Origin of the sequence: Roseomonas mucosa ATCC BAA-692 (assembly GCF_000622225.1) — a bacterium.
In the GTDB taxonomy this organism is placed as follows: Bacteria; Pseudomonadota; Alphaproteobacteria; order Acetobacterales; family Acetobacteraceae; genus Roseomonas; species Roseomonas mucosa.
In genome coordinates, this window is sequence record NZ_JHWD01000004.1 from 120235 (window position 1) to 141738 (window position 21504).

21 protein-coding genes are annotated in these 21504 nt (G+C 71.0%); 6 read left to right on the forward strand and 15 right to left on the reverse strand.

What is annotated here, in order from left to right; translation table 11 throughout:
* Positions 1–15 precede the first annotated feature (15 nt).
* The 6 genes from BT98_RS0107390 to BT98_RS0107415 all read right to left on the reverse strand — a co-directional run bounded on the left by BT98_RS0107390 (position 16) and on the right by BT98_RS0107415 (position 6592).
* The gene (locus BT98_RS0107390; RefSeq protein WP_019461072.1) at positions 16–1131 is read right to left on the reverse strand and encodes a TRAP transporter substrate-binding protein; all 1116 of its coding nucleotides are present in this window, start codon (positions 1129–1131) and stop codon (positions 16–18) included.
* A 110-nt stretch (positions 1132–1241) separates the two neighbouring features.
* On the reverse strand, positions 1242–2564 hold the full coding sequence (glcF, locus tag BT98_RS0107395) for a glycolate oxidase subunit GlcF (RefSeq protein WP_019461071.1): 1323 nt from the start codon (positions 2562–2564) through the stop codon (positions 1242–1244).
* A gap of 13 nt (positions 2565–2577) precedes the next feature.
* Positions 2578–3771, reverse strand: coding sequence for a glycolate oxidase subunit GlcE (gene glcE / locus BT98_RS0107400; RefSeq protein ID WP_019461070.1), 1194 nt, complete (start codon positions 3769–3771; stop codon positions 2578–2580).
* Positions 3772–3773: 2 nt separating this feature from the next.
* Positions 3774–5234 (reverse strand): FAD-linked oxidase C-terminal domain-containing protein, encoded by a 1461-nt coding sequence (locus BT98_RS0107405; protein WP_019461069.1) that lies wholly within the window; start codon positions 5232–5234, stop codon positions 3774–3776.
* Positions 5235–5339: 105 nt separating this feature from the next.
* Positions 5340–6086, reverse strand: coding sequence for a superoxide dismutase (locus BT98_RS0107410; protein WP_019461068.1), 747 nt, complete (start codon positions 6084–6086; stop codon positions 5340–5342).
* Between the two features lie 185 nt (positions 6087–6271).
* Positions 6272–6592, reverse strand: a complete 321-nt coding sequence (locus BT98_RS0107415; RefSeq protein WP_019461067.1) for a DMT family transporter — start codon at positions 6590–6592, stop codon at positions 6272–6274.
* A 284-nt stretch (positions 6593–6876) separates the two neighbouring features.
* On the opposite strand from BT98_RS0107415, the gene BT98_RS0107420 reads away from it, so the two are divergent.
* A complete protein-coding gene (locus tag BT98_RS0107420; protein WP_244881536.1) occupies positions 6877–9348 on the forward strand; it encodes a PAS domain-containing protein in 2472 nt (823 codons plus the stop codon).
* Between the two features lie 150 nt (positions 9349–9498).
* Here the strand turns inward: BT98_RS0107420 and BT98_RS0107425 are convergent, their stop codons facing one another.
* The 3 genes from BT98_RS0107425 to BT98_RS0107435 form a co-directional block, all read right to left on the reverse strand.
* Positions 9499–10281: an ABC transporter permease gene (locus tag BT98_RS0107425; RefSeq protein ID WP_019461065.1), complete on the reverse strand. Its 783-nt coding sequence runs from the start codon at positions 10279–10281 to the stop codon at positions 9499–9501.
* Positions 10278–11477 (reverse strand): ABC transporter permease, encoded by a 1200-nt coding sequence (locus tag BT98_RS0107430; protein WP_019461064.1) that lies wholly within the window; start codon positions 11475–11477, stop codon positions 10278–10280. Before BT98_RS0107430 ends, BT98_RS0107425 begins: the two co-directional genes overlap by 4 nt.
* Positions 11478–11622: 145 nt before the next feature.
* Positions 11623–12741 (reverse strand): ABC transporter substrate-binding protein, encoded by a 1119-nt coding sequence (locus BT98_RS0107435; RefSeq protein ID WP_226946125.1) that lies wholly within the window; start codon positions 12739–12741, stop codon positions 11623–11625.
* A 233-nt stretch (positions 12742–12974) separates the two neighbouring features.
* Here BT98_RS0107435 and BT98_RS26000 point away from each other — a divergent pair, with 233 nt between their 5' ends.
* A complete protein-coding gene (locus BT98_RS26000; RefSeq protein ID WP_019461062.1) occupies positions 12975–14000 on the forward strand; it encodes an NAD-dependent epimerase/dehydratase family protein in 1026 nt (341 codons plus the stop codon).
* Between the two features lie 67 nt (positions 14001–14067).
* On the opposite strand, the gene BT98_RS0107445 is transcribed toward BT98_RS26000, so the two are convergent.
* The gene (locus BT98_RS0107445) at positions 14068–15165 is read right to left on the reverse strand and encodes an ABC transporter ATP-binding protein (RefSeq protein ID WP_019461061.1); all 1098 of its coding nucleotides are present in this window, start codon (positions 15163–15165) and stop codon (positions 14068–14070) included.
* 83 nt (positions 15166–15248) lie between these two features.
* Between BT98_RS0107445 and BT98_RS0107450 the strand changes: the two genes are divergently transcribed.
* A complete protein-coding gene (locus BT98_RS0107450) occupies positions 15249–16301 on the forward strand; it encodes an enoyl-CoA hydratase/isomerase family protein (protein ID WP_019461060.1) in 1053 nt (350 codons plus the stop codon).
* Positions 16302–16513: 212 nt separating this feature from the next.
* Positions 16514–16819, forward strand: coding sequence for a chorismate mutase (locus tag BT98_RS0107455; RefSeq protein ID WP_026033171.1), 306 nt, complete (start codon positions 16514–16516; stop codon positions 16817–16819).
* A 21-nt stretch (positions 16820–16840) separates the two neighbouring features.
* Here the strand turns inward: BT98_RS0107455 and BT98_RS0107460 are convergent, their stop codons facing one another.
* On the reverse strand, positions 16841–17377 hold the full coding sequence (locus BT98_RS0107460; protein WP_019461058.1) for a chalcone isomerase family protein: 537 nt from the start codon (positions 17375–17377) through the stop codon (positions 16841–16843).
* Positions 17378–17595: 218 nt separating this feature from the next.
* Between BT98_RS0107460 and apaG the strand changes: the two genes are divergently transcribed.
* Both apaG and folE read left to right on the forward strand, forming a co-directional pair.
* On the forward strand, positions 17596–18006 hold the full coding sequence (apaG, locus tag BT98_RS0107465) for a Co2+/Mg2+ efflux protein ApaG (RefSeq protein ID WP_026033170.1): 411 nt from the start codon (positions 17596–17598) through the stop codon (positions 18004–18006).
* Between the two features lie 138 nt (positions 18007–18144).
* Positions 18145–18795 carry a GTP cyclohydrolase I FolE gene (gene folE / locus BT98_RS0107470; protein ID WP_081798545.1) on the forward strand — a complete coding sequence of 217 codons (651 nt, stop codon included), beginning with the start codon at positions 18145–18147 and terminating at the stop codon, positions 18793–18795.
* Positions 18796–18852: 57 nt separating this feature from the next.
* On the opposite strand, the gene BT98_RS0107475 is transcribed toward folE, so the two are convergent.
* The 4 genes from BT98_RS0107475 to hslO all read right to left on the reverse strand — a co-directional run bounded on the left by BT98_RS0107475 (position 18853) and on the right by hslO (position 21486).
* Positions 18853–19080, reverse strand: coding sequence for a hypothetical protein (locus tag BT98_RS0107475; protein WP_126281880.1), 228 nt, complete (start codon positions 19078–19080; stop codon positions 18853–18855).
* 223 nt (positions 19081–19303) lie between these two features.
* Entirely contained in the window at positions 19304–19693 is a 390-nt protein-coding gene (locus BT98_RS0107485; protein WP_019461053.1) for a RidA family protein, read from the reverse strand.
* Between the two features lie 109 nt (positions 19694–19802).
* Positions 19803–20432 carry a hypothetical protein gene (locus tag BT98_RS0107490; RefSeq protein ID WP_019461052.1) on the reverse strand — a complete coding sequence of 210 codons (630 nt, stop codon included), beginning with the start codon at positions 20430–20432 and terminating at the stop codon, positions 19803–19805.
* 58 nt (positions 20433–20490) lie between these two features.
* On the reverse strand, positions 20491–21486 hold the full coding sequence (gene hslO / locus BT98_RS0107495; RefSeq protein WP_019461051.1) for an Hsp33 family molecular chaperone HslO: 996 nt from the start codon (positions 21484–21486) through the stop codon (positions 20491–20493).
* Positions 21487–21504 lie beyond the last annotated feature (18 nt).

Here is a 21504-nt window from a genome sequence, read left to right on the forward strand (position 1 = left end):
GGGTGGTGCCAGGCGTCATGGGCGGCGCTGTTCCTGGGCCTGCATGGAATAGACGAAGTTGTCGTAAGTATTCTCGGCGACGCGGAACCACTGGAGCTGCGTGTCGCGGAAGGTCCTGAAGTGGTCGTAGACCTTCTTGAAGCGGGGGTTCTCCGCCGCCGTCTCGTCATAGAGCTCGAAGGCCGACTTGTAGGCTGCCTGCATCACTTCGCGCGGGAAGGGCCGGAGCTGCGCGCCGCCCGCCACCAGCCGGCGCAGCGCCTGGGGGTTCTGCACGTCGTACTTCGCCATGGTCTCCATGGTCGCGTCGCGGCAGGCGGATTCCAGCGCGTCCCTGTAGAGTGGCGGCAGTTCCTCGTATTTCGGCTTGCTGACATAGAGGGAGAGGTTCAGCCCGCCCTCCCAGAACCCTGGGTAGTAGTAGAAGGGCGCCACCCGGTTGAAGCCGAGCTTTTCGTCGTCATAGGGGCCGATCCATTCGGCCGCGTCGATCGTGCCGCGCTCCAGCGCCGGGTAGATGTCGCCGCCCGCGATCTGCTGCGGCACCACGCCCAGCTTCTGCAGCATGTTCCCGGCGATGCCCGCGATGCGCATCTTGAGCCCGTTCAGGTCGGCGACGGTCTTGATCTCCTTGCGGAACCAGCCGCCCATCTGCGCCCCGGTGGAGCCGGTGGGGATGGAGACCATGTTGTAGCCGTCGAAGAACTCGCGCAGCACCTCGCGCCCGCCCCCGGCATGCAGCCAGGCATTGGTCTGACGCGTGTTCATGCCGAAGGGGATGGTGGCGTCGAGGGCGAAGGTCGGGTCCTTGCCGACGAAGTAGTAGGAGGCGGTGTGGGCGCATTCGACGGTGTTGTTCTGCACCGCATCCGCGACTGCCAGGCCCGGCACGATCTCGCCCGCGGCGAAGACGGTGATGCGGAACCGCCCATCGGTCAGCGCCGCCACCCGCTTCGACATGAAATCCGCGGCGCCATAGATCGTGTCGAGCGATTTCGGGAAGGAGGAAGCGCAGCGCCAGCGGATCTCCGGGGCGCTCTGTGCGAGGGCGGGGGCCGGCAGGCCGGTGGCCGTGACGGCGGGCAGGGCCAGCGCGGGCCCGGCACCCGCGAGGAACTTGCGACGATCCATTCTCGTTCCGTTTCCTTTGCCGGCACTTCATGGCGCCGGTCTTGCGGAATCTTTAGCTCGCCGTTTCCATACTGGAAAGATGCCTTTCCGGATGTTCCCGAAGCCTGCCCCTAGGCGGCCCGGCGCGCGGCGAGCCCCGTGACAGCCGCAGGCTCCGGCCCGCCCGCCATCCAGTCCAGCAGCTCCACCGTATGCACCGTCGGGCGCGCACCGCCCGCGAGCTGCGTCAGGCAGCCGATATTGCCCGCCGCGATCAGGTCCGCCCCGGTGCGGTCGATGTTGCCCAGCTTGCGCTCCCGCAACTGCCCCGCGATTTCCGGTTGCAACAGGTTGTAGGTGCCGGCGGAGCCGCAGCAGAGGTGGCTCTCCGCGGCTTCCTTCACGGTGAAGCCGGCGCGCTTCAGAAGGTCCTTGGGCAGGGCGGTGATCTTCTGCCCGTGCTGCAGGGAGCAGGCGGCGTGATAGGCGACACTCAGCCCCGGCGCGGGGCGGGAGGGCGCGTAGCCGAAGCGCGTCAGCACCTCCGAGACATCCATCGCCAGCGCGGCCACCTTGCCGGCGCGCTCGCTTTCCCGCTCCTCGCGGAACATGTGGCCATAATCCTTGACCGTGGTGCCGCAGCCGGAGGTGTTGATGACGATGGCGTCCAGCCCCTCCCCCTCGATCTCGCGGCTCCAGGCCAGGATATTGGCGCGGGCCTGGGCCATGGCGGGATCGTGGTGGCCCATATGATGGTTCAGCGCGCCGCAGCAGCCCTGCTCCTTCGTCACCACCACATCGAGCCCCATGCGGGTCAGCAGGCGGATCGTCGCCTCGTTGATCGAGGGTCCGATCACCTGCTGCGCGCAGCCGGTGAGCAGCGCCACCCGCCCGCGCCGCATACCCTCCGCCCGGTGGACCTGCGGCGCCTGCATCGGGCTGGCGGCAGGCAGGCTGGCCGGCGCCAGGTCGAGCATGGCACGCAGCCGCTGGCTCGTGGCACCCTTGCCGGGGATCAGCCCGCGCAGGGGCCGGGCGAGACGCGCGCCCGTCAGCGCCAGCCGGAAGCGCGCCGGGCTTGGCAGCACCCAGCCCAGCACGCGGCGCAGCAGGCGCTCGGGCAGCGGGCGGGTATAGGTCTCCTCGATATAGTGCCGGGCATGGTCCACCAGATGCATGTAGTGGACACCCGAGGGGCAGGTGGTCATGCAGGACAGGCAGGACAGGCAGCGATCCACATGCCGCACCACCTCCTCGGTGGCGGGCTTGCCGCTCTCCAGCATGTCCTTGATCAGGTAGATTCGGCCGCGTGGGCTGTCGAGCTCGTCGCCCAGCAGCACGAAGGTCGGGCAGGTCGCGGTGCAGAAGCCGCAATGCACGCAGGTGCGCAGGATCCTGTTCGATTCCTGCGTGTCGGGGTCTTCGAGCTGCTCGGCGGTGAAGCTGGTCTGCATCTGTGTCTCGTGCTCAGGCCGCCCGCAGGCGGCCCGGATTGAGGATGCCGCGCGGATCGAGCGCGGCCTTGACGCGTTGCGAGAGGGCGGCGAGCGCCGGCACCTCCTCCGGGATGACGGGCACCGCGGCACGCAGCGGCTCCGGCCCCCGGAAGAGCAGGAAGGTGCCCCCCGCCGCCAGCGCGGCGCGCATCACCGCCGCATGGGCCGCCTCCGTCGCCGGCCCGGCCACCCAGACCAGCCCGCCGCCCCAGTCGAGCAGCAGCTTCGCGCCGAAGTCGCGGCGCAGCGCCCCGGCCAGGCCCGGCGCGGCGGAGGGACGGACGGAAACGCGCCAGACCGCCTCCTCCGGCACGGCGCCGAGCGGCGCGGCATCGCGGACCGCGCGCCAGAGGGCACGGGAATCCTCGCCCTCGATCAGCGCCAGCGCGCCATAGAGGCCCAGCGCCTCGCGCAGCCTTTCGGCGCGGTAGCGGACGGATTCGGAGAAATCCTCCAGACGCACCACCGCCAGCACTCCATCCAGCCCCAGCGTGGCATGGCCATCGGGCAGGATCGCCGCGGCGGAAACGCCGAAGGGGCTGCCAAGCGCCGCCGAAAGCGCGCCCACGCCCTGGCGCAGGTCCGGCACCCTCACGGCCAGCGTCGCCGTGGCCTCGGAGGCGGGCAGGACCTTCAGCGTGATCTCGGTCATCACCCCCAGCGTGCCGTGGGAGCCGGAGAGCAGCTTGCAGAGGTCGAGGCCGGTGACGTTCTTCAACACCCGCCCGCCGGAGCGCAGCACCTCCCCCTCCCCGTTCACGAAGCGCACCCCCAGCACATGGTCGCGCATCGCGCCGCCATTGATGCGGCGCGGGCCGGACAGGTTGGCCGCCACCGTGCCGCCCAGCGTCGCCGCGGCCCTGCCACCGAAGAGCGGGCGCGGATCGGGCGGCTCGGCGATGAGCAACTGCCCCTTCTCGGCCAGGGCGGCCTCGATCTCCGGGATCGGCGTGCCGGCGCGGGCGGAGATCACCATCTCCTGCGGCCGGTAGAAGGTGATGCCCGACAGGTTCCGCAGCGACAGGCTGCGCGCCGCCTGCACCGGGCGCAGCGCGGCGCGCTTGCTGCCGCCGCCCTCGACCAGCAGCGGCTCGCCCGCCGCATGGGCCTCGGCCACGGCGCGCGCCACGCCGGCTTCCTCCAGCGGCGCCGAAAGATCGTCCATTGTCACGCCGCGACGCGCCCCGGTGCCTGCTCCACCTCCAGCGGGAAGACCTTGGAGGGGTTCAGCAGCCAGTCCGGATCGAAGGCCGACTTGATGCGGCGCTGCTGCGCCAGCTCCCGTGGCGTGAACTGGACGCTCATCAGGTCCCGCTTCTCGACGCCGACGCCGTGCTCGCCGGTCAGGCAGCCGCCGACCTCGACGCAGAGCTTCAGGATATCGGCGCCGAAGGCTTCGGCCTTGCGGAAGCTCTCCGGGTCGTTGGCGTCGAACATGATCAGCGGGTGCAGGTTGCCGTCGCCCGCATGGAAGACATTGGCGACCTTCAGCCCGCAGGCCTGCGACATCTCCTCCATCCGGCGCAGCACATGGGGCAGCTCCCCGGTCGGGATGGTGCCGTCCATGCAGAGATAATCCGGCGAGATGCGGCCGACCGCGCCGAAGGCGCCCTTGCGGCCCTTCCAGATCGCCATGCTCTCCTCGGCCGATTGAGAAACCTTCATGCTGATCGGGTCGAAGCGGGCGCAAATGTCCTTGATGCGGCCGAGCAGCATGTCCTGCTCCTCCGGGCTGCCCTCGACCTCGATGATCAGCATCGCCTCGGCCTCCAGCGGATAGCCCGCATGGGCGAAGGCCTCGCAGGCATGGATGCAGGGCTTGTCCATGAACTCCAACGCCACGGGGATCACGCCGCTGGCGATGATGGCATCCACCGCCTGGCCCGCGACCTCGACGCCGCGGAAGGCGGCCAGCATGGCCCGCGCCCCCTCCGGCCCGCGCAGGATGCGGACCGTGACCTCGGTGACGAGGCCGAGCTGCCCCTCGGAGCCGGTGATCAGCCCGAGCCAGTCATAGCCCGCCGCGTCCAGGTGCCCGCCGCCGATGCGGATCACCTCGCCCTCGATGGTGACGAAGGTGACGCCCAGCAGGTTGTTGGCGGTGACGCCGTATTTCAGGCAGTGCGCCCCGCCGGAATTCATCATCACGTTGCCGCCGATCATGCAGGCGAGCTGCGAGGACGGGTCCGGGGCATAGAAGAACCCCTCCCCCTCCACCGCCTTGGTGATGCCGATATTGGTCACCCCGGCCTCGACCACGGCCAGCCGATCCTCGAAATCCACCTCCAGCACGCGGTTCATCCGCATCATGCCGATGACCACGGAATCCGCCATCGGCAGGGCACCGCCGGACAGGCTGGTGCCGGCGCCGCGTGGCACCACGCGGATGCCGTTCTCGTGGCAGTAGCGCAGCACCGCCGCCACCTGCTCCGTGCTTTCCGGCAGCACCACGGCCAGCGGCGGTTGGCGATAGGCGGAAAGCCCGTCCGTCTCATAGGCGCGCAGGCGGAGCGGCTCGCCGATCACCCCCTCACCACGCGGGCCGGCGGGGATGATGGCGCGCAGGGCCGCCACGATCTCTTCCTGCCGGGCAAGGATCTCGGGCTTGGGCGGGAGCTGGGCGAGCATGGCGGGACCTCCGGTGCGATAATCATATAAGATATCACACCGGAATGGCGAGGCGCTGGCAGGAGCAAACTCCCGGTCGCTCCCGCAGAATGCCCGGCGCCCCCATCAGATCGTCAGGCTACCCGATTTCGCGGCGGCATGGCGCTGCGCCACCTTGTCCCAGTCCACCACGTTCCACCAGGCCTGGAGGTATTCGGGGCGGCGGTTCTGGTACTTCAGGTAGTAGGCGTGCTCCCACACATCGTTGCCCATCAGCACCATCTGGCCGGACATCAGGGGGCTGTCCTGGTTCGGCATGTCGGTCAGCCCCAGCTTCCCGTCCCGGGCCACGGTGACGAAGACCCAGCCGGAGCCGAAGCGCGCCCCGCCACGCCGGTTGAACTCCGACTTGAACTTGTCGAAGCCGCCGAAGTCGCGCTCGATCGCCGCGCCGAGTTCCCCGGACGGGGCGCCTCCCTTGCCACCCATGATCTCCCAGAACATCGAATGGTTGGCATGGCCGCCACCATTGTTGCGCAGCGCGGTGCGGATGCTCTCCGGCGCGCTGTCGATCCGGGCCAGGAGCTGCTGCAGCGGCAGGGCCGCGAGCTGGCCATGATCCTTCAGCGCCGCGTTGAGGTTGTTCACATAGGCCGCATGGTGCTTGTCGTGGTGCAGCTCCATGGTCTGGGCATCGATATGCGGCTCGTTGGCCGTGAAGGCGTAGGGCAGCGGCGGCAGCGTATAGGGGCCGGGGGACAGCGCCTGGGCCCGGGCGGCGCCGGAGCGCAGGCCGGGAATTCCCATGGGCAGAGCGGCGGCGAGGGCCGCTGCCCCCAGGGCGAAGCCACGGCGGCCGAGTGCTGGATTCATGACGCTCTCCTTCCTTCCCGTTGCGCCGGGCCCGGCTCGCCATGCCGCCGGCAGGTTTCTTCGGAGGCAGAACCGGACCCGCACGGGCTGAACGCGCCTCGCGGCACCCGGATGCGGGTTTCAGCGAAACTGAAACACAGGCCGGAGAGGAAACCAGAAAGCAATGCCGGGGGCGCCGGAAGCCGCTACTCGGAACTCGTCAGGCGCAGGCCGATGACCCCCGCCACGATCAGCAGCCCGCTGGCGATCCGCCAGACACTGGTGGACTCGCCCAGCAGCAGGATGCCGACGATGAAGGTGCCGATCGCCCCGATTCCGGTCCAGACCGCATAGGCCGTGCCGAGCGGCAGGCCGCGCATGCCGAAGGTCAGCAGCAGGAAGCTGGCCAGCGAGGCCACGACCGTCAGGCCCCCCCAGCCCCACTCGGTGAAACCCTGCGACTGCTTGGCCGCGTAGGACCAGACCATCTCCAGCAACCCCGCCGCGACCACCATGGCCCAGGCCATCCTGCTCTCCTTCGCGCCGCCCGGCCGAAGGATGCCCGGCCTGCGCCATCCTGCGGGGAGAGCGAGAGCCACGGAAGAGGGCTTCGCCAGCCGAGGCGCCGGCCGGGTTCCCCGGGAGCATCGAGGCGGATGACCGATCCCGGCAGCGGCGGGCAATGCGCGCTGTCGTGCCTGTCCCCCGCCCGGCATTCCACCTATATGCCCTGGATCACCGGCCCTGATGGACCTCAACCCCCGGGCCGGAGGGCGCCGACGGGACATGCGATGGAGACGGGAAGCGTTGCGTGACTGAGGATCGGGTGGGCTGCTGGCCTTTCCTGGCGGGTGGGGGCGAGATGGGGGCCCGGATGCGGGACCATGACTGGGCAGCCACGCCCCTCGGCCCGCCGGACACCTGGCCGCAGTCGCTCCGCTCCACCCTCTCGGCCTGCCTGAACTCCCCGCTGCTCGGCACCATCCTCTGGGGGCCGGATCTGCGGATGCTCTACAACGACAGCTACATCCCCTCTTTGGCGGACCGGCATCCCGCCGCCCTGGGGCGCCCCGTGGCGGAGGTCTGGGGCGCCGTCTGGGAACGGGTCTCCCCGCCCTTCCACGAGGCGATGGCGACCGGGCGCGGCTTCTCGCAGGAGAATGTCGAGCTCCCCATGATCCGGCGGGGCCGGGCCGAGACCACCCACTGGTTCTTCACCGCCACCCCGATCCGCGGCGAGGACGGGCGCATCGCCGGGTTGCTGAACCAGGGGATCGAGATCACCGAGCGGGTCCTCACCGAGCGCCGCGTCATGGAGGAGCAGGAGCGGCTGTCGCGGCTCTTCGAGCAGGCGCCGACCTTCATGGCCCTGCTGCAAGGGCCGGAGCACCGCTTCGCGCTCGCCAACCCCAGCTACCGGGCCATCGTCGGGCAGCGGGAGATCCTGGGCAAGACAGTGGCCGAGGCCCTGCCGGACGCGGTCGCCCAGGGCTACCTGGTGCTGCTGGATCAGGTGTACCGCAGCGGCGAGCCCTTCGTGGCGACGGGCTCCCGCTTTGCGGTCGAACCGGTGCCCGGCGGCCCCGTCGACGAACGCTATGTCGATTTCGTCTACCAGCCGATCCGGGATGCCTCCGGCCAGGTGAACGGCATCTTCGTGGAAGGTGCGGACGTCACTGCCCGTGCCCGCGCCGACCTGGCGCTCCGCGAGAGCGAGGCGCGCCTGAAGGAGCTCAACGCCACGCTGGGGCAGCGCGTGGAGCAGCGGACGCGCGAACGGAACCGCCTCTGGCAGCTTTCCAGCGACATCATGGCGGTGATGCGCCCCGACACGGTCATCGAGGCGGTGAACCCCGCCTGGACGGCCTGCCTGGGCTGGTCCGAGGCGGAGCTGATCGGACGGCGGCTGCCCGACCTGCTGCAGCCGGAGGATGCCGGCGCCATGGTGGGCGACTTCGCCCGCATCCAGGCCTCGGGACGGCTGCTGCCTGGCAACAGCCGCTGCCGGCACCGGGACGGCGGCCACCGCTGGATCTCCTGGTCGGCCACCGCGCGGGACGACGTCGTGGTCTTCGTCGGCCGCGACGTGACCGCCGAGCGGGAACAGGCGGAAGCGCTGAAACTGGCCGAGGAGCAGCTGCGGCAGGCACAGAAGATGGAGGCGGTGGGCCAGCTCACCGGCGGGTTGGCGCACGACTTCAACAACCTGCTCACCGGCATCATCGGCAGCCTGGAGCTGATGAACAGCCGCGTCGCCAAGGGGCGCGCCGGGGAGGTCGGCCGCTACACCGGGGCGGCCCTGGACGCGGCCCGGCGCGCGGCGGCGCTGACCCACCGGCTGCTGGCCTTCTCCCGCCGTCAGACCCTCGATCCCCGGCCCACCGACGTGAACCGCCTGGTGACCGGGATGGAGGAGCTGATCCGCCGCACCATGGGCCCCGACATCACCATCGTGGTCGTGCCGGCACCGGCGCTCTGGACCACGCTGGTGGACCTGCCGCAGCTGGAGAACGCGTTGCTCAACCTCTGCATCAACGCGCGCGACGCGATGCCGGAGGGCGGGACCCTGCGCATCGCGACAGAGAACGCCACACTCGGCGACGAGGCGGCGCGGGAGCTCAGCCTGCCGCCCGGCCGCTACATCCGCCTGAACGTTTCCGACGACGGCACGGCCATGCCGCCCGAGGTGGTGGCGAAGGCCTTCGATCCGTTCTTCACCACCAAGCCGCTGGGCATGGGCACGGGGCTGGGGCTGTCCATGATCTACGGCTTCGCCCGGCAGTCCGGCGGGCAGGTGAGCATCCGGTCCGAGCCGGGCCGCGGCACCTCCGTCCGCCTCTTCCTGCCGCGCCATGCGAGCTCGGCGGAAGCGCCAGAGCCGCGGCCGCCCCTGGCCATGCCACGGGGCGGCGCTGGCGAGGTGGTGCTGGTGGTGGACGACGAGCCCAGCGTGCGGATGCTGGTGGCGGAGCTGCTGGAGGAGCAGGGCTACGAGGTGCTCCAGGCGGCGGAGGGCACCACGGGCCTGGACATCCTGCAGTCCACCCGGCGGATCGACCTGCTGGTTACGGATGTCGGCCTGCCCGGCGGCATGAACGGCCGGCAGATGGCTGATGCCGCGCGGATCGCGCGGCCGGACCTGAAGGTGCTGTTCATCACCGGCTATGCCGAGGCAGCCGTGGTGGGCGAGGGCAACCTGGCCCCGGGCATGCACATCATGACCAAGCCCTTCGACATCGCGGCCCTGACGGCCCGCATCCGGGACCTGCTGGCCGGCCCCTGATCCGGCCGCAGCGAGAACCAGATCATCGGTTCCAGGGCACGCAGTGTCCTGGCGGAGCGGGGTCCTGGGAAAGGCAGCGCCTTGTCCCCCGGGAAGCGCAATGCCGGCCGCGTGAGACGCGATCCGGCTTCCGGAGGGCCACCACCCGTATCAGCGCCCCCGGCGCAGCCAGCCGAGCGCCAGGAGAAGGAGCAGGGCCAGCGCCACCATGATCGTGGCGGCGGCGGTGATGGTCAGGCTGATCTGGTCGTTCAGACCGGAGAACATCTGGCGCGGCAGGGTGCGCTGTGCCGGGCCGGAGATGAACAGCGCCACCACCACCTCGTCCAGCGAGGTGGCGAAGGCGAAGAGCGCCCCCGCCGCCACGCCCGGCGCAATGCGCGGCAGCACCACGCGGCGGAAGGCCAGCCCCGGCCCGGCGCCGCAGGCCGAGGCGGCGCGCAGCAGCACCGGGTCGAACTGCGCCAGGGCGGTGGAAACGGTGGTGACCACGAAGGGCGCGCCCAGTGCCGCATGGGCCAGGATCATGCCGGCGAAGCTGTTGGTCAGCCCCAGCGGCCCGAAGGCCAGGAGCAGCGCCACTGCGACGATGATCGAGGGCATCACCAGCGGCGTCATCAGCACGCCCAGCACCAGCGTCTGCCCCGGGAAGCGCGCGCGCCACAGGCCGAAGGCCGCCGCCGTGCCCAGCACCGTGACGATGGCGGAGGCGCCCAGGCCGATCACCAGGCTGTTGCGCAGCGCCGGCATCCAGAAGTCGGAGGTGAGGAAGTCCGCGTACCAGCGCAGCGAGAGTCCGGGCAATGGATAGGTAAGGAAGGAGCCGGCCGAGAAGGAGAGCGGCACGATCGCCAGCAGCGGCCCCAGCAGGAACAGCATCACCAGCAGGCCGAAGGCCCAGAGGACCAGGCGGGAGGCGGGCAGCCGCGTCATGCCGGGCGCACCTTGTTGAAGCCGACCAGCCGCGCATAGAGCGCGACCACGATCGCCACCGCCAGCAGCAGGACCACCGAGAGCGCCGCCGCCAGCCCCCAGTTCACCGTGCGGTTGGCGTAGAAGCCGATGAAGTAAGACAGCATCTGGTCGTTCGGCCCGCCCAGCAGGGCCGGCGTCACGTAGAAGCCCAGCGCCTGGATGAAGACCAGCAGCGCCCCGGCGCCGACCCCGGGCATGGAGAGCGGCAGGGTCACACGCCGGAAGACCCGCCAGGGCGAGGCCCCCAGCGACAGCCCCGCGCGCGGCAGCCGCCAGTCCAGCGCCCGCAGCGAGGCATAGATCGGCAGCACCGCGTAGGGCAGCAGCAGGTTCACCGTGGCCAGCAGCACCGTGCCGCGCGTGAAGAGGAAGGAGGCGGGTTCCCGCAGCAGGCCCGTGGCGGTGAGCAGCGTGTTCGCCACGCCGTCGCGCTGCAGCAGCACGATCCAGGCGGCGATGCGCGGCACGTCGCTGATCCAGAGCGGCAGCGTCACCGCGCCCAGCATCCACAGGGCGAGGCGCGGCGGCGCGGTGGCGATCAGATAGGCCAGCGGATAGCCGAGGAGCAGGCTGAGCGCCGTCGCCAGCAGGGCGATCCAGAGCGTCCGCAGCAGCACGCCCCGGAACACCGCCTGGTCCGGCGGCACCGCGGCGATGCCCCCCGCCGCGTCGCGCCGGAGATCGAGCGCGGCGAGCAGGTTCAGGTCGGAGACCGGGCCGCCGGTGCGGCGGATGGCGGCCCAGCTTTCAGGCTTCGACCAGTCCGGGCTGGCGGCCAGGATGGTTTCGCGCGCCGGCGCCTCCGGGCTGGAAAGCCGCCGCGCCGTGGCCGGCAGGGTGGAGCGGAAGCCGGGGATCTCGGCATTCAGTCGGGCCGCGGCGCGAGGGATCAGGCCGCCGCCCGCCGCCTGGTCGGCGGCGCGCGCGGCGCGCAGATCCGCCGCCAGCGCCTCGAAGGCGGCCTCGCCCGGCAGGTCCCGCCCGCTCCAGTCCCGCAGCGCGGCCAGGGTGCGCGGCAGGGCCGGCGCCACGTCCGTCTCCGCCACGGCACGCCAGAGGAAGGCGCCGATCGGCAGCAGGAAGACGCCCAGCAGGAAGAGCAGCAGCGGTGCCACCAGCAGGGCGGCGGCGAGGCGTTCGCGGCGGTTCGGCATGGATCTCCCGGTGGAACTCCGGAGGGAAGGCGCGTGGAGGCGGGGCGCCCCCGCTACCATCCCCTGTCCCCGGCGGAAAGCCGCCGGGGTCGTGTCCAGGCCCAGGCCCGGCCCGGGAAGCGGGCGGCGCCGGCGGCGGTCCGATTCAGCGCGACAGCCAGTTGTTGAAGCGCTGGCTCAGCCGGTCGAGGTTGTCGAGCCAGAACTGGTCGTCGATCCGCAGCGCGCCTTCCATGTGTTCCGGCGTGGTGGGCAGGTTGGCCAGCACGGCGGGCGCGATGTGATCGTTGGCGCCCTTGGCGGTGACGCCATAGGGAATCTTCGGCGGCAGCTCGGCCTGGATCCCGGGCTGGCCGGCGAAGTTCAGGAATTGCAGGGCCCGGTCACGGTTCGGCGTGCCCTTCATGATCACCCAGGAATCCAGCGTGTAGAGGTTGCCGGGCCAGGAGATGGCGAAGTTCTGCCCGTCCTGCCTGTTGGCGGCGTCGATGCGGCCGTTATAGGCCACGGCCATGGCCAGCTCCCCCGAGGCCAGGAGCTGCGGCGGCTGCGCGCCGCGTTCCCACCAGACCAGGCTGTCGCGGATGCTGTCGAGCTTGCGGAAGGCGCGGTCCACCCCGGCCTCCGTGCCCAGCAGCCTGTACACCTCCTCCGGCTTCGCCCCGTCGGCGAGCAGGGCGATCTCCAGCGTCGTCTTCGGCCCGCGGCGCAGGCCGCGCTTGCCCGGGAACTTCTTCGTGTCGAAGAACTCGGCCCAGTTGGCCGGACCGTTCGGCGTCCGGTTGCGGTCATAGGCCAGCACGAAGGAATAGAGGATCGTGCCGACGCCGCATTCGCCCACCGCCTGCGGGATGTAGTGGTCCTTCCCGCCGATGGCCGCCCAGTCCATCTTCTCGAACAGGCCTTCGTCGCAGCCGAGCAGCAGCTCCTCGCTCTCGACCTGCACGACGTCCCAGTTGTTGGCGCCGGACTGGATCTTGGCGCGCAGCACGCCGACGCCGCCATCCCAGCTCTCCTCCAGCAGGCGCGTGTTCGTCTTCGTTTGGAAGGGGCGGAAATAGACCTCCCGCTGCGCGTCCTGATAGGCGCCGCCCCAGGATACCACGGTCAGGTCGCGTTGCTGCGCCCGCGCCGGAAATGTCGCCAGGATGGGCACCAGGACGGGAAGGCAGGCCGCCAGCCACGCGGCCCGGAAAAGGCGCCTTCGGGCGATGCCTGTCCTCCCGGCCCCATGCCCGACCGGAAACATGCTTCGCGGCATCATGATCTGCCTCCCTGCCCTGCCGCCGGAGGCTAGAACAAAGATCCGCCAGCGGAAACGGCGGCGGAACGGGCCGCAAGGAACTTCGGTGCTTGGTTTGACATGGCTCGGTGAGATAACTTCTGCACCGCAGCATATTTTTCCGGTATGATCCAGAAAAAGAAACAAAATTCTTGCGATATGCTTCAATTCATATCAATTTTGATCCATGCTGAGTGACCAAGCGTGGATATGAGATGATCCGACCCGGCAGCGACGACCCGATTCTGGCAGCCTTGCGAGGCCGTTCCGTCCTCGTGACAGGTGCGCGGGGCTTCATCGGCGGTGCCCTGTGCAGCGCCTTGCTGGAGGCCGGCGCCGAGGTGCATGGCACCACGCGCGGCGAGATCCCGCAGGATGACGATGGCGAGGCGGCGCCCCTGTGGTGGCGCTGCGATCCGGCGGCGCCGGGCGAGATCGAGTCGCTCCTTCGCCTGACGCAGCCCGAGATCATCTTCCACATGAGCGCCGCGGTGACGGGGTCGCGCAGCATCGAGGCCGTCCTGCCCACGCTGCGCGACAACCTCGTGAGCACCATCAACATCCTGCTGGCCGCCGCCGGGCGCGGGGTGGAGCGCGTGGTGCTGGCGGGCTCGGTCGAGGCGCATTCGGCGCCGAACGAGGCGCCGCGCTCACCCTACGCCGCCTCCAAGGCCGCCGCCACCGCCTATGCCCGGCTGTTCGACAGCCTTTATGACACGCGCTGCGTCGATATCCGGATTGCCATGACCTACGGCCCCGGCCAGCGTGACGGCAGCAAGCTGGTGCCCTACGTGATCGAGGAGCTGCGCCACGGCCGGGCGCCGCATCTGGGCGACGGCGGCCGCCTCGCCGACTGGACCTATGTGGATGACATCGTGAGCGCGCTGGTGCATGCCGGGGTGAGCAAGGCGGCGCTCGGCCGGAGCATCGAGGTCGGCACCGGCGTCACCCATTCGGTGCGGGACGTGGTGCAGAAGCTGGTGGACCTGATCGACCCCTCGGTCGAGCCGGTCTATGGCGCCCTGCCGCCGCGCCCCCACGAGCTGGAAACGGCGGTGGACACCCGGCCCGCCTGGAACCTGCTGAACTGGGTGCCGCGCGTCACCCTGGATGCGGGCCTGCGGCGCACGGTCGAGGCCAGGCTGGGCCATGGCCTCCTGCGGCGGAACCCGCGCCGCATGGAAACGCAGCCCATCGGGCCACGCGCGATGCTGCTGCCGCCGAACCTGCTCCAGGGCTGAGGAAAGGGGCGGGTGCCGAATCCGCCGGGCAGGGTCCCGGCGGAACGCCCTCCCTTCAGGGGCCCCGTCATTCCACCGGAAAGGCGATGGCCTGCGACAGGTCCCAGGCCAGGGCCGCGGCGCCGCCGGGCTGGGGCAGCACGCCGGTGGCGGGGCGCTTGGCGATCACCTCGGCGCGCGACCCATCCTCGTCACCGATCGAGAGGCGCAGGCGCAGGTGGTCGCCGCCGAAGACGATCTCCTCCAGCCGGGCAGGCACCGCATCCTCACCCATCTCCTCCGCCCGCATGGCCGCGACGGCCAAGCGCTCCGGCCGGATGGCGACGATGCAGCGGCTGCCGGGGCCGACCCCCACCGCGGCGGTGGCCCGCACCACCACGCCGCAGTCCAGGCGGATGCGCGCCTCCTCCATCTCCATGGCCAGGACATGGCCGGGCAGGCTGTTGTTCTCGCCGACGAAGCCGGCCACGAAGGCATCGGCCGGGCGGTCGTAGATGTCGCGCGGCGGGGCGAGCTGCCGGATGCGGCCGCCGCGGAACACCGCCACGCGGTCGGACAGCACCAGCGCCTCCGCCTGGTCATGGGTGACGTACATCATGGTCACGCCGAGCTCGCGGTGCAGGCGGCGGATCTCGAACTGCATCTCCTCCCGCAGCGACTTGTCCAGCGCGCCGAGCGGTTCGTCCAGCAGCACGATCGGCGGCTCGAAGACCAGGGCACGGGCCAGGGCGACGCGCTGCTGCTGCCCGCCGGAAAGCTGCGCCGGCCGCCGGTCGCCCAGGCCGGGCAGGCGCACCGTTTCCAAAGCCCGACGCGCGCGGCTCTCGCGCTCCGCCCGCGCCACGCCGCGCGCCTCCAGCGGAAAGGCGATGTTCTCCGCCACCGTCATGTGCGGGAACAGCGCATAGGACTGGAACACCACGCCGATGCCGCGCCGGTGCGGCGGGGTATGGGCGATGTCCTTGCCGTCCAGCAGGATGCGCCCGCTGCTCGGCTCCTCGAAGCCGGCCAGCATCATCAGCGTGGTGGTCTTGCCCGAGCCCGAGGGGCCCAGCAGCGTCAGCAGCTCCCCCCGGCGGATGGCGAGGTTGAGGCCATGCACCGCCAGCGCGCCGGCGTCGTAGCGCTTCTCCACATCCTCGAAGCACACCAGGTGGGTCGTCATGGTGGCGGAAACTGCGGGTCCCCCCGGTTGCCGTCAACCGCCCCTACGGTGCCATGATGCGCAATGGACAGGAGGGAATGCCAATGAGCCAAGCCCAGACGGGGAACGACCCGGGGAACGGCCCGGGGAACGGCCCGGGAATCGCCACGCGGGTCGAGGGGGCCGCGGGGGTGATCCAGCTCGACCGGCCGAAGGCGCTGAACGCGTTGGACCAGCCGATGATCGATGCGCTGGCCGAGGCCCTGCGCCGCTTCGGCGAGGACCCGGCGGTGCGGCTGGTGCTCCTGGAAGGGCTCGGCGGCCGTGCCTTCTGCGCGGGCGGCGACATCCGCTTCATCCGCCAATCGGTGCTGGAAGGGCGCGGCGAGGCGGCCGACCACTTCTTTGCCACCGAATACGCGCTGAACGGGGCCATCGCCGCCTTCCCCAAGCCCTGGGTCAGCCTGATCGACGGGATCTGCATGGGCGGCGGCATCGGCGTCTCGCTGCATGGCTCCCACCGTGTGGTGACGGAGAAGGCGCTGCTCGCCATGCCGGAAACCGCGATCGGCTTCTTTCCCGATGTCGGCACCTCCCATTGCCTGCCGCGCCTGGAAGGGGCGATCGGGAACTGGCTGGGCCTGACCGGCGCCCGGCTGCGGGGCGCGGAGGCGGTGGAGGCCGGGATGGCCACGCATTACTGCCCCTCCGGGGAGCTGCCGGCGCTGCGCCAGGCCCTGCTGCAAGGCGATGCCGAGGCCGCCATCGCCGCCCATACGCGCCCGGCGCCACATGGCGCGGTGACGGCACAGGCGGAAGCCATCTACCGCTGCTTCGGCGCCGGCACCGTGCCGCATATCCTGGAGGCGCTGGAGGCCGAGGGCAGCGACTGGGCGGGGGAGCAGATCGCCACGCTGCGCCGGATGTCGCCGATGAGCCTCTGCATCACGCGGGAGCTGTTCCGCATCGGCGGCGGGCACGACCTCGCCACCTGCCTCGCGACGGAGCTGGCCCTGGCGCGGCGGGTGATCCGGCAACCGGACTTCGCGGAGGGCGTGCGGGCCGTGGTGGTGGACAAGGACCAGTCGCCGCGCTGGCGGCCCGCCCGGATCGAGGATGTCGGGATGGAAGCCGTGCGGGCGCTGCTCGCGCCCTGAGCCGCGCGGCCCGCCGGAAGGCCCGGCCACCATCCCCGGCCTTCCGGCGGGAGCATTCCCGGTTCGCGGCCCTTCGCCGCGAAGGCCCTGCCCATTCGTTCGCGGAGCGGATTCAGGCGTCCGGGCGATGCCGCCCCGCGGCGATCTGCTCTAAGCGATAGCGCAAGCGCCCCTGTGAGGGGATGCCGATGGACCATGAGAAGGCTTCGCCGATGACACGAGCGGCACCGGCCATCCTGCCGGAACTCAAGACCCTGCGCGACAGCATCGACAACATCGATGCGGCGATCATCCACATGCTGGCGGAACGCTTCCGCTGCACCCAGCGGGTCGGCCAGCTGAAGGCCGAGCACCACCTCCCGCCGGCCGATCCGTCGCGGGAGGCGGAACAGGTCGCGCGGCTGCGCCGCCTGGCCACCGACGCGAAGCTGGACCCGGAATTCGCCGAGAAGTTCCTGGCCTTCGTGGTGAAGGAGGTGATCCGCCACCACGAGGCCGTTCCGCGCGCGGGGAGCTGAGCCCCGGGCGCCCCGGAAGGTTCAGGACAGCCCCAGCAGCCCCCGGCTGAGGGCGCTGCTCTGGGCCTTGGGGCCGATAAAGGCGGACAGCATGCGCGCGCCCAGGGGATTGTCCATCCGCACCGGGCGTTCGCCCGCATAGGCGATATCGACATGGTCTGGCAGGAAGAGCCAGGTCTCCTCCTCGCCTTCCCGCAGGTCGCGCAGCCGGGCGCGGAAGTTGTCCGGCATGGCGCAGGCGCAGCGCTCGCGGAACCCGTCCTCCCAGCCCGACACCAGCCGGTCGCGCGGGATGTCGCGGGAATAGCGCAGGATCAGCAGCTTCACCTGGGTCGAGGCGAGGATCGCCTCCGCGTCGTGGCTGGCGGTTTCCAGGTACAGCGCGGCGCGGAAGGCCTCGAACAGGAAGACCCGGCGCAGGCCGGTGCCGTTCAGCACCAGTCTGCGCCCGGCGACCTGGAGGCTGGGCGGCAGTGCCGCCTGCTGCGCTACGGCCCGGCCGGACAAGGCAAGCAGCGGCAGGAGCGACAGGCCGGCACGGCGGGTCAGCAGGGGCAAGAATGGCAACTCCCGAGGGGGTCCTTGGCACCGCCCCGGCTGGTTCCCGGAGGGCACCGGTGCCGGGGCGCCGCAGCCTCCCCGCTCCCCGCTCCCGGGCCAAGCCCCACACCCGGCCGCGCCACCCGATCCGCGGAAACTTCTGCGTGAAGCTCGATTCCGCGCCCGTTTCCGCCTATCTGGCAGTTGCCGAACCTGTTTCCGGGAGGCTGAGCAGCATGGTTGGCCGAGATGCCTACGTCGCCGTCACGCGGGGAATCCGTGTCAGCGTGCGGACCTACTACCTGGCCGACCAGTCCTCGGAGGAGGAAGGGCGCCATGTCTGGGCCTATCGCGTCGAGATCGAGAATGGCGGCCGGGAAACCGTGCAGTTGCTGAAGCGGAGCTGGCTGATCACCGACGCGATGGCCCGCACCCAGCGCGTGCATGGCGACGGGGTGGTGGGCGAGCAGCCGATCCTGGAGCCGGGGGAGAGCTTCGAATACACCTCCGGCACGCCGCTGCCCACACCCTCGGGCTTCATGCGGGGCGCCTACCACATGGTGGCCACCGGCACCGGCGAGAATTTCGATGTCGAGATACCGGCCTTCAGCCTCGACAGCCCGGATGGGCGCGTCACCCTGAACTGATACACGCAAAGGTTGCGCAGCCTCCCGCAGCCCTGCCACAACTCACTGCCGGGAGCCCGCGAGCCCCGCCTTCCCGGATGCCGGCTGGCACCGGCCGGCGAGATCCGCGCGCAGGCCCCACCCCATCCCCGGCCAGGGATGGAATCAGAGGAACGGAATTTGACCAGCACACCTTTCCCTCCGTACCAGGAGCCGGACGAACCCCGGCCGACGCAGCAGGATGCGGAGGATGCGATCCGGACGCTGCTGCGCTGGGCAGGCGACAATCCCGGCCGCGAAGGGCTCCTGGACACGCCCAAGCGCGTGGCCAAGGCCTACCGCGAATGGTTCGCCGGCTATGAGGAGGATCCGGTCGAGCTGCTCCAGCGCTCCTTCGAGGAGGTGGAAGGCTATGACGAGATGGTCATCCTGCGCGACATCCGGCTGGAAAGCACCTGCGAGCACCACATGGCGCCGATCATCGGCCGCGCCCATGTCGGCTACCTGCCGCGCGGTCGGGTCATCGGCATCTCCAAGCTGGCGCGCGTCGTGGACGCCTATGGCAAGCGCCTGCAGATCCAGGAGAAGCTGACGGCGCAGATCGCCAACTCCATCCAGGAGGTGCTGAACCCCTACGGCGTCGCCGTGGTGGTGGAGGCGGCGCACCAGTGCATGACCACGCGCGGCGCCCACAAGCCGGGCGTGACCATGGTGACCAGCCGCATGCTGGGCGCCTTCCGGGACCAGCGCAGCACGCGGCAGGAATTCCTCGCCATGATCGGTGCCCCGAGAGCCACGCCGATCATCTGAACGCGAACGGCGGCGCCCGGCCCTTGGCGCTGCCCCGCGGCTACCCCCGAGGCGCCTTCAGTGCGGCTCGGTGGAAACCGCCGGCGCGCCGGGATTGCCGTAGTAGGCCGGCTGCGGCACGGCCGGCGGCGGCGCGTAGGGCCGCTCCCAGCCACCCCGCTCCGGGGAGCCCGGCGGCTGGTAGGGGGCCTGGTAGCCCTGCGGCGCGGGCTGCACCGCGGGCGGCGCGCAACCCGCCAGCAGCGCGGCGGCGGCCAGGGCCGCCCCCAGGATCCGGCGGCTCATGGGCGGCTCCATGCGACGGCGGCCGGCGCCGTCACTTCCGCGCGCGGGCCACCAGAGGCGGCGGGGGCGTTCGGGCGATCGCTGATCGGCGGAGGCCGGGGCACGGAGCTGGGAAGCTCCGGCGCCGGGGTGGCACCGCAGCCGGCCAGGGCGAGCAGGATCAGCCCGGCGCCGCAGGCCGCGCGGTGCCGGAAGAGGCGCCGCAAGGGTTGCGGGCCGATTCTCACGCTACCGCCTCCAGCTCCACCTCTGCCACGAAGCGCGGGTCGGCGAAGCCGTCCACCAGCAGCAGCGTCGCGGCGGGCTGGTGGCCGTTCAGCCATTGGTCCCGCCGCCGGCGCCAGGGGCCGATATGGATGCGCTGCACCAGATAGGCGGTCAGCCGCACGACATTCGCCGGGGTCATGCCATGCGCCTTCAGGATGGTGTCGAGGTTGCGGAAGACCTGCCCGATCTGCTCGTCCGCATGGGCGGCGATCCGGCCGTCGGGGGTCACGCCCGCCTGGCCGCTGACCACGAGCCGCCTGCTGGCGCCCTGGACGAGGACCGCGTGGGAATAGGCCGCGTGGGGCTCGTGCACGCCCTCGGGGTTGGATGTGGTGATGATTCCCATGCTGGTACTCCTCCGGCTGATGGTTCGGCCGCCGGTTGGCCTGCGGCGGCGTCACGCCTGCCCAGGCTCCGGTCCCGGGCCTTCCAGGAGCACCATCCTGCGGTTGTTCTCAGCTTGGCGGAAGCTCTTCGCGCTCGATACTTCCCGGCGCGGGGGTGGGAACGACCGGCGTGGTCTCCTGCACCCAGTCCCGCAGGTTCCGGCGGACCTGGACCTCGAACTCCACGTTCAGGTCGTCCATCGCCTTGCCGACCACATCCTCCGCATTGCCGGCGGCGGTGTTGCCGCCACCCAGGTTCATCACCGCGCCCCGTCGCGCCTCGGCCTCCGCGAAGGCGAGCTGCTGCCCGTCCGCGCCGAGGATGGTGAGCCGGCAGCGCAGCACGCAGTCGAGTCGCTCGCTGGCATCGGTGAACATCCCGCCCGACTGGCGGCTGCGCGTCAGGGTCGCGGTCTCCACGGTGAAGGCGGCCCGTCCCGTGGTGCCGGCGGCGGACAGGCGGTCACGCCCCATGCGCTCGACCTCCGTGGCCGGCACCAGCGGCGCCGGCGGGTCGGCGCGGATCACCGCGCCCGGCTGCGGCGGCGGGAAGTCGAGCCCGGCGACGTTCAGGCGCAGCGGGGTCAGCCAGGCATAGCCTTCGGGCCGGCGCAGGCGCGTCACCGGCGCCTCCCCCCCGGAACAGGCGGCCGCCAGGAGCGGCAGCGGCAGCAGGAGGGCTTGGCGTCGGCGGATCATGCGGATTCGCAGCTCCGTGGAGGGGCAGAAGAGGCGATGGGGCGAGAGGGGTAGCCGATCAGGCCCGCCCCGCACCAGAGCGTACATCCGCGCGATCGAAGCGGAACTCGACGTTGCAGAACTCGCAGGTCATGGCGATCTGCCCGTCCTCGGCCATGTGGTCGAGGTCGTCGCCCGGAAAGGACTGCAGCACCGAGGCGAGTCGCGCCCGCGAGCAGCGGCAGCCATAGGACAGCGAGCGGGCGCGGTCGGTCACCAGGTCCTCCTCGTGGAAGAGGCGGTGCAGCAGGCGCTCGGGCGGCAGGGAATCGTCCAGGAGCTCCTCGTCCTTCAGCGTCCCGGCCAGGATGGTCGCCGTGCGCCAGGCCTCCTCCTGCTCCTCCTCGTCCAGTGCGCCGATGCCGCCCTCCCCCGCCACGCGCTCCATGATCAGGGCGGAGGCGCGCCAGCCGGAAGCGGTCCTCGCGGCGGCGAGGCGCACCCAGGCGCGGAGCTGCTCGGAGGTCTCGAAATAGCGGTCGGTCATCGCCGAGAGCGTGTCGCCCTCGATGGCGACGATGCCCTGGTAGCGGTCCATGTCCTGGCCCTGGTCGCAGGTGAAGGCCAGGTAGCCCTTGCCCAGCAGCGCCGCGGCCTCGCCCGTGGGTATATCCCTGGGTATATCCCTGGGTATATCCCTGGGCATGCCCTCCGCCCCCTCGCTGATCCGGGCATAGCCGCGCAGGCTGCCGGTGTCGGTGCAGTCGGCCAGCAGCATGCCGACCGGCCCGTCACCCTTGGCCTGGAGGGAAAAGGAACCCCGGAACTTCAGCGCCGCGGCGAGGCCGGCGGTAAGCGCCAGGGACTGGCCGAGCAGCCGGGCCACGTCCGGCGCATAGGCATGGCGGGAGATCAGGGCCTCGGCCAGCGGGCCGAGCCGCACCAGCCGGCCGCGCACGGGCCGGTTGGCGAGGTGGAAGGGCTGCACGCCGCGCGGCACGACCAGGTCCGGCACGGGCGGCCGGTCATGGTTGAGGAAGTCGGGCGTGGCGGAGGGTTCGGTGACGTCTTTCACCGCGCCTAGATAGGCGCT

Excerpts from the sequence above, each read along its gene's own strand:
- BT98_RS0107390 (WP_019461072.1), bottom strand. The coding sequence starts at position 1,131 with ATGGATCGTCGCAAGTTCCTCGCGGGTGCCGGGCCCGCGCTGGCCCTG.
- glcF (WP_019461071.1), bottom strand. The coding sequence starts at position 2,564 with ATGCAGACCAGCTTCACCGCCGAGCAGCTCGAAGACCCCGACACGCAG.
- glcE (WP_019461070.1), bottom strand. The coding sequence starts at position 3,771 with ATGGACGATCTTTCGGCGCCGCTGGAGGAAGCCGGCGTGGCGCGCGCC.
- BT98_RS0107405 (WP_019461069.1), bottom strand. The coding sequence starts at position 5,234 with ATGCTCGCCCAGCTCCCGCCCAAGCCCGAGATCCTTGCCCGGCAGGAA.
- BT98_RS0107410 (WP_019461068.1), bottom strand. The coding sequence starts at position 6,086 with ATGAATCCAGCACTCGGCCGCCGTGGCTTCGCCCTGGGGGCAGCGGCC.
- BT98_RS0107415 (WP_019461067.1), bottom strand. The coding sequence starts at position 6,592 with ATGGCCTGGGCCATGGTGGTCGCGGCGGGGTTGCTGGAGATGGTCTGG.
- BT98_RS0107425 (WP_019461065.1), bottom strand. The coding sequence starts at position 10,281 with ATGACGCGGCTGCCCGCCTCCCGCCTGGTCCTCTGGGCCTTCGGCCTG.
- BT98_RS0107430 (WP_019461064.1), bottom strand. The coding sequence starts at position 11,477 with ATGCCGAACCGCCGCGAACGCCTCGCCGCCGCCCTGCTGGTGGCACCG.
- BT98_RS0107435 (WP_226946125.1), bottom strand. The coding sequence starts at position 12,741 with ATGATGCCGCGAAGCATGTTTCCGGTCGGGCATGGGGCCGGGAGGACA.
- BT98_RS26000 (WP_019461062.1), top strand. The coding sequence starts at position 12,975 with ATGATCCGACCCGGCAGCGACGACCCGATTCTGGCAGCCTTGCGAGGC.
- BT98_RS0107445 (WP_019461061.1), bottom strand. The coding sequence starts at position 15,165 with ATGACGACCCACCTGGTGTGCTTCGAGGATGTGGAGAAGCGCTACGAC.
- BT98_RS0107450 (WP_019461060.1), top strand. The coding sequence starts at position 15,249 with ATGAGCCAAGCCCAGACGGGGAACGACCCGGGGAACGGCCCGGGGAAC.
- BT98_RS0107455 (WP_026033171.1), top strand. The coding sequence starts at position 16,514 with ATGACACGAGCGGCACCGGCCATCCTGCCGGAACTCAAGACCCTGCGC.
- apaG (WP_026033170.1), top strand. The coding sequence starts at position 17,596 with ATGGTTGGCCGAGATGCCTACGTCGCCGTCACGCGGGGAATCCGTGTC.
- folE (WP_081798545.1), top strand. The coding sequence starts at position 18,145 with ATGGAATCAGAGGAACGGAATTTGACCAGCACACCTTTCCCTCCGTAC.
- BT98_RS0107475 (WP_126281880.1), bottom strand. The coding sequence starts at position 19,080 with ATGAGCCGCCGGATCCTGGGGGCGGCCCTGGCCGCCGCCGCGCTGCTG.
- BT98_RS0107485 (WP_019461053.1), bottom strand. The coding sequence starts at position 19,693 with ATGGGAATCATCACCACATCCAACCCCGAGGGCGTGCACGAGCCCCAC.
- BT98_RS0107490 (WP_019461052.1), bottom strand. The coding sequence starts at position 20,432 with ATGATCCGCCGACGCCAAGCCCTCCTGCTGCCGCTGCCGCTCCTGGCG.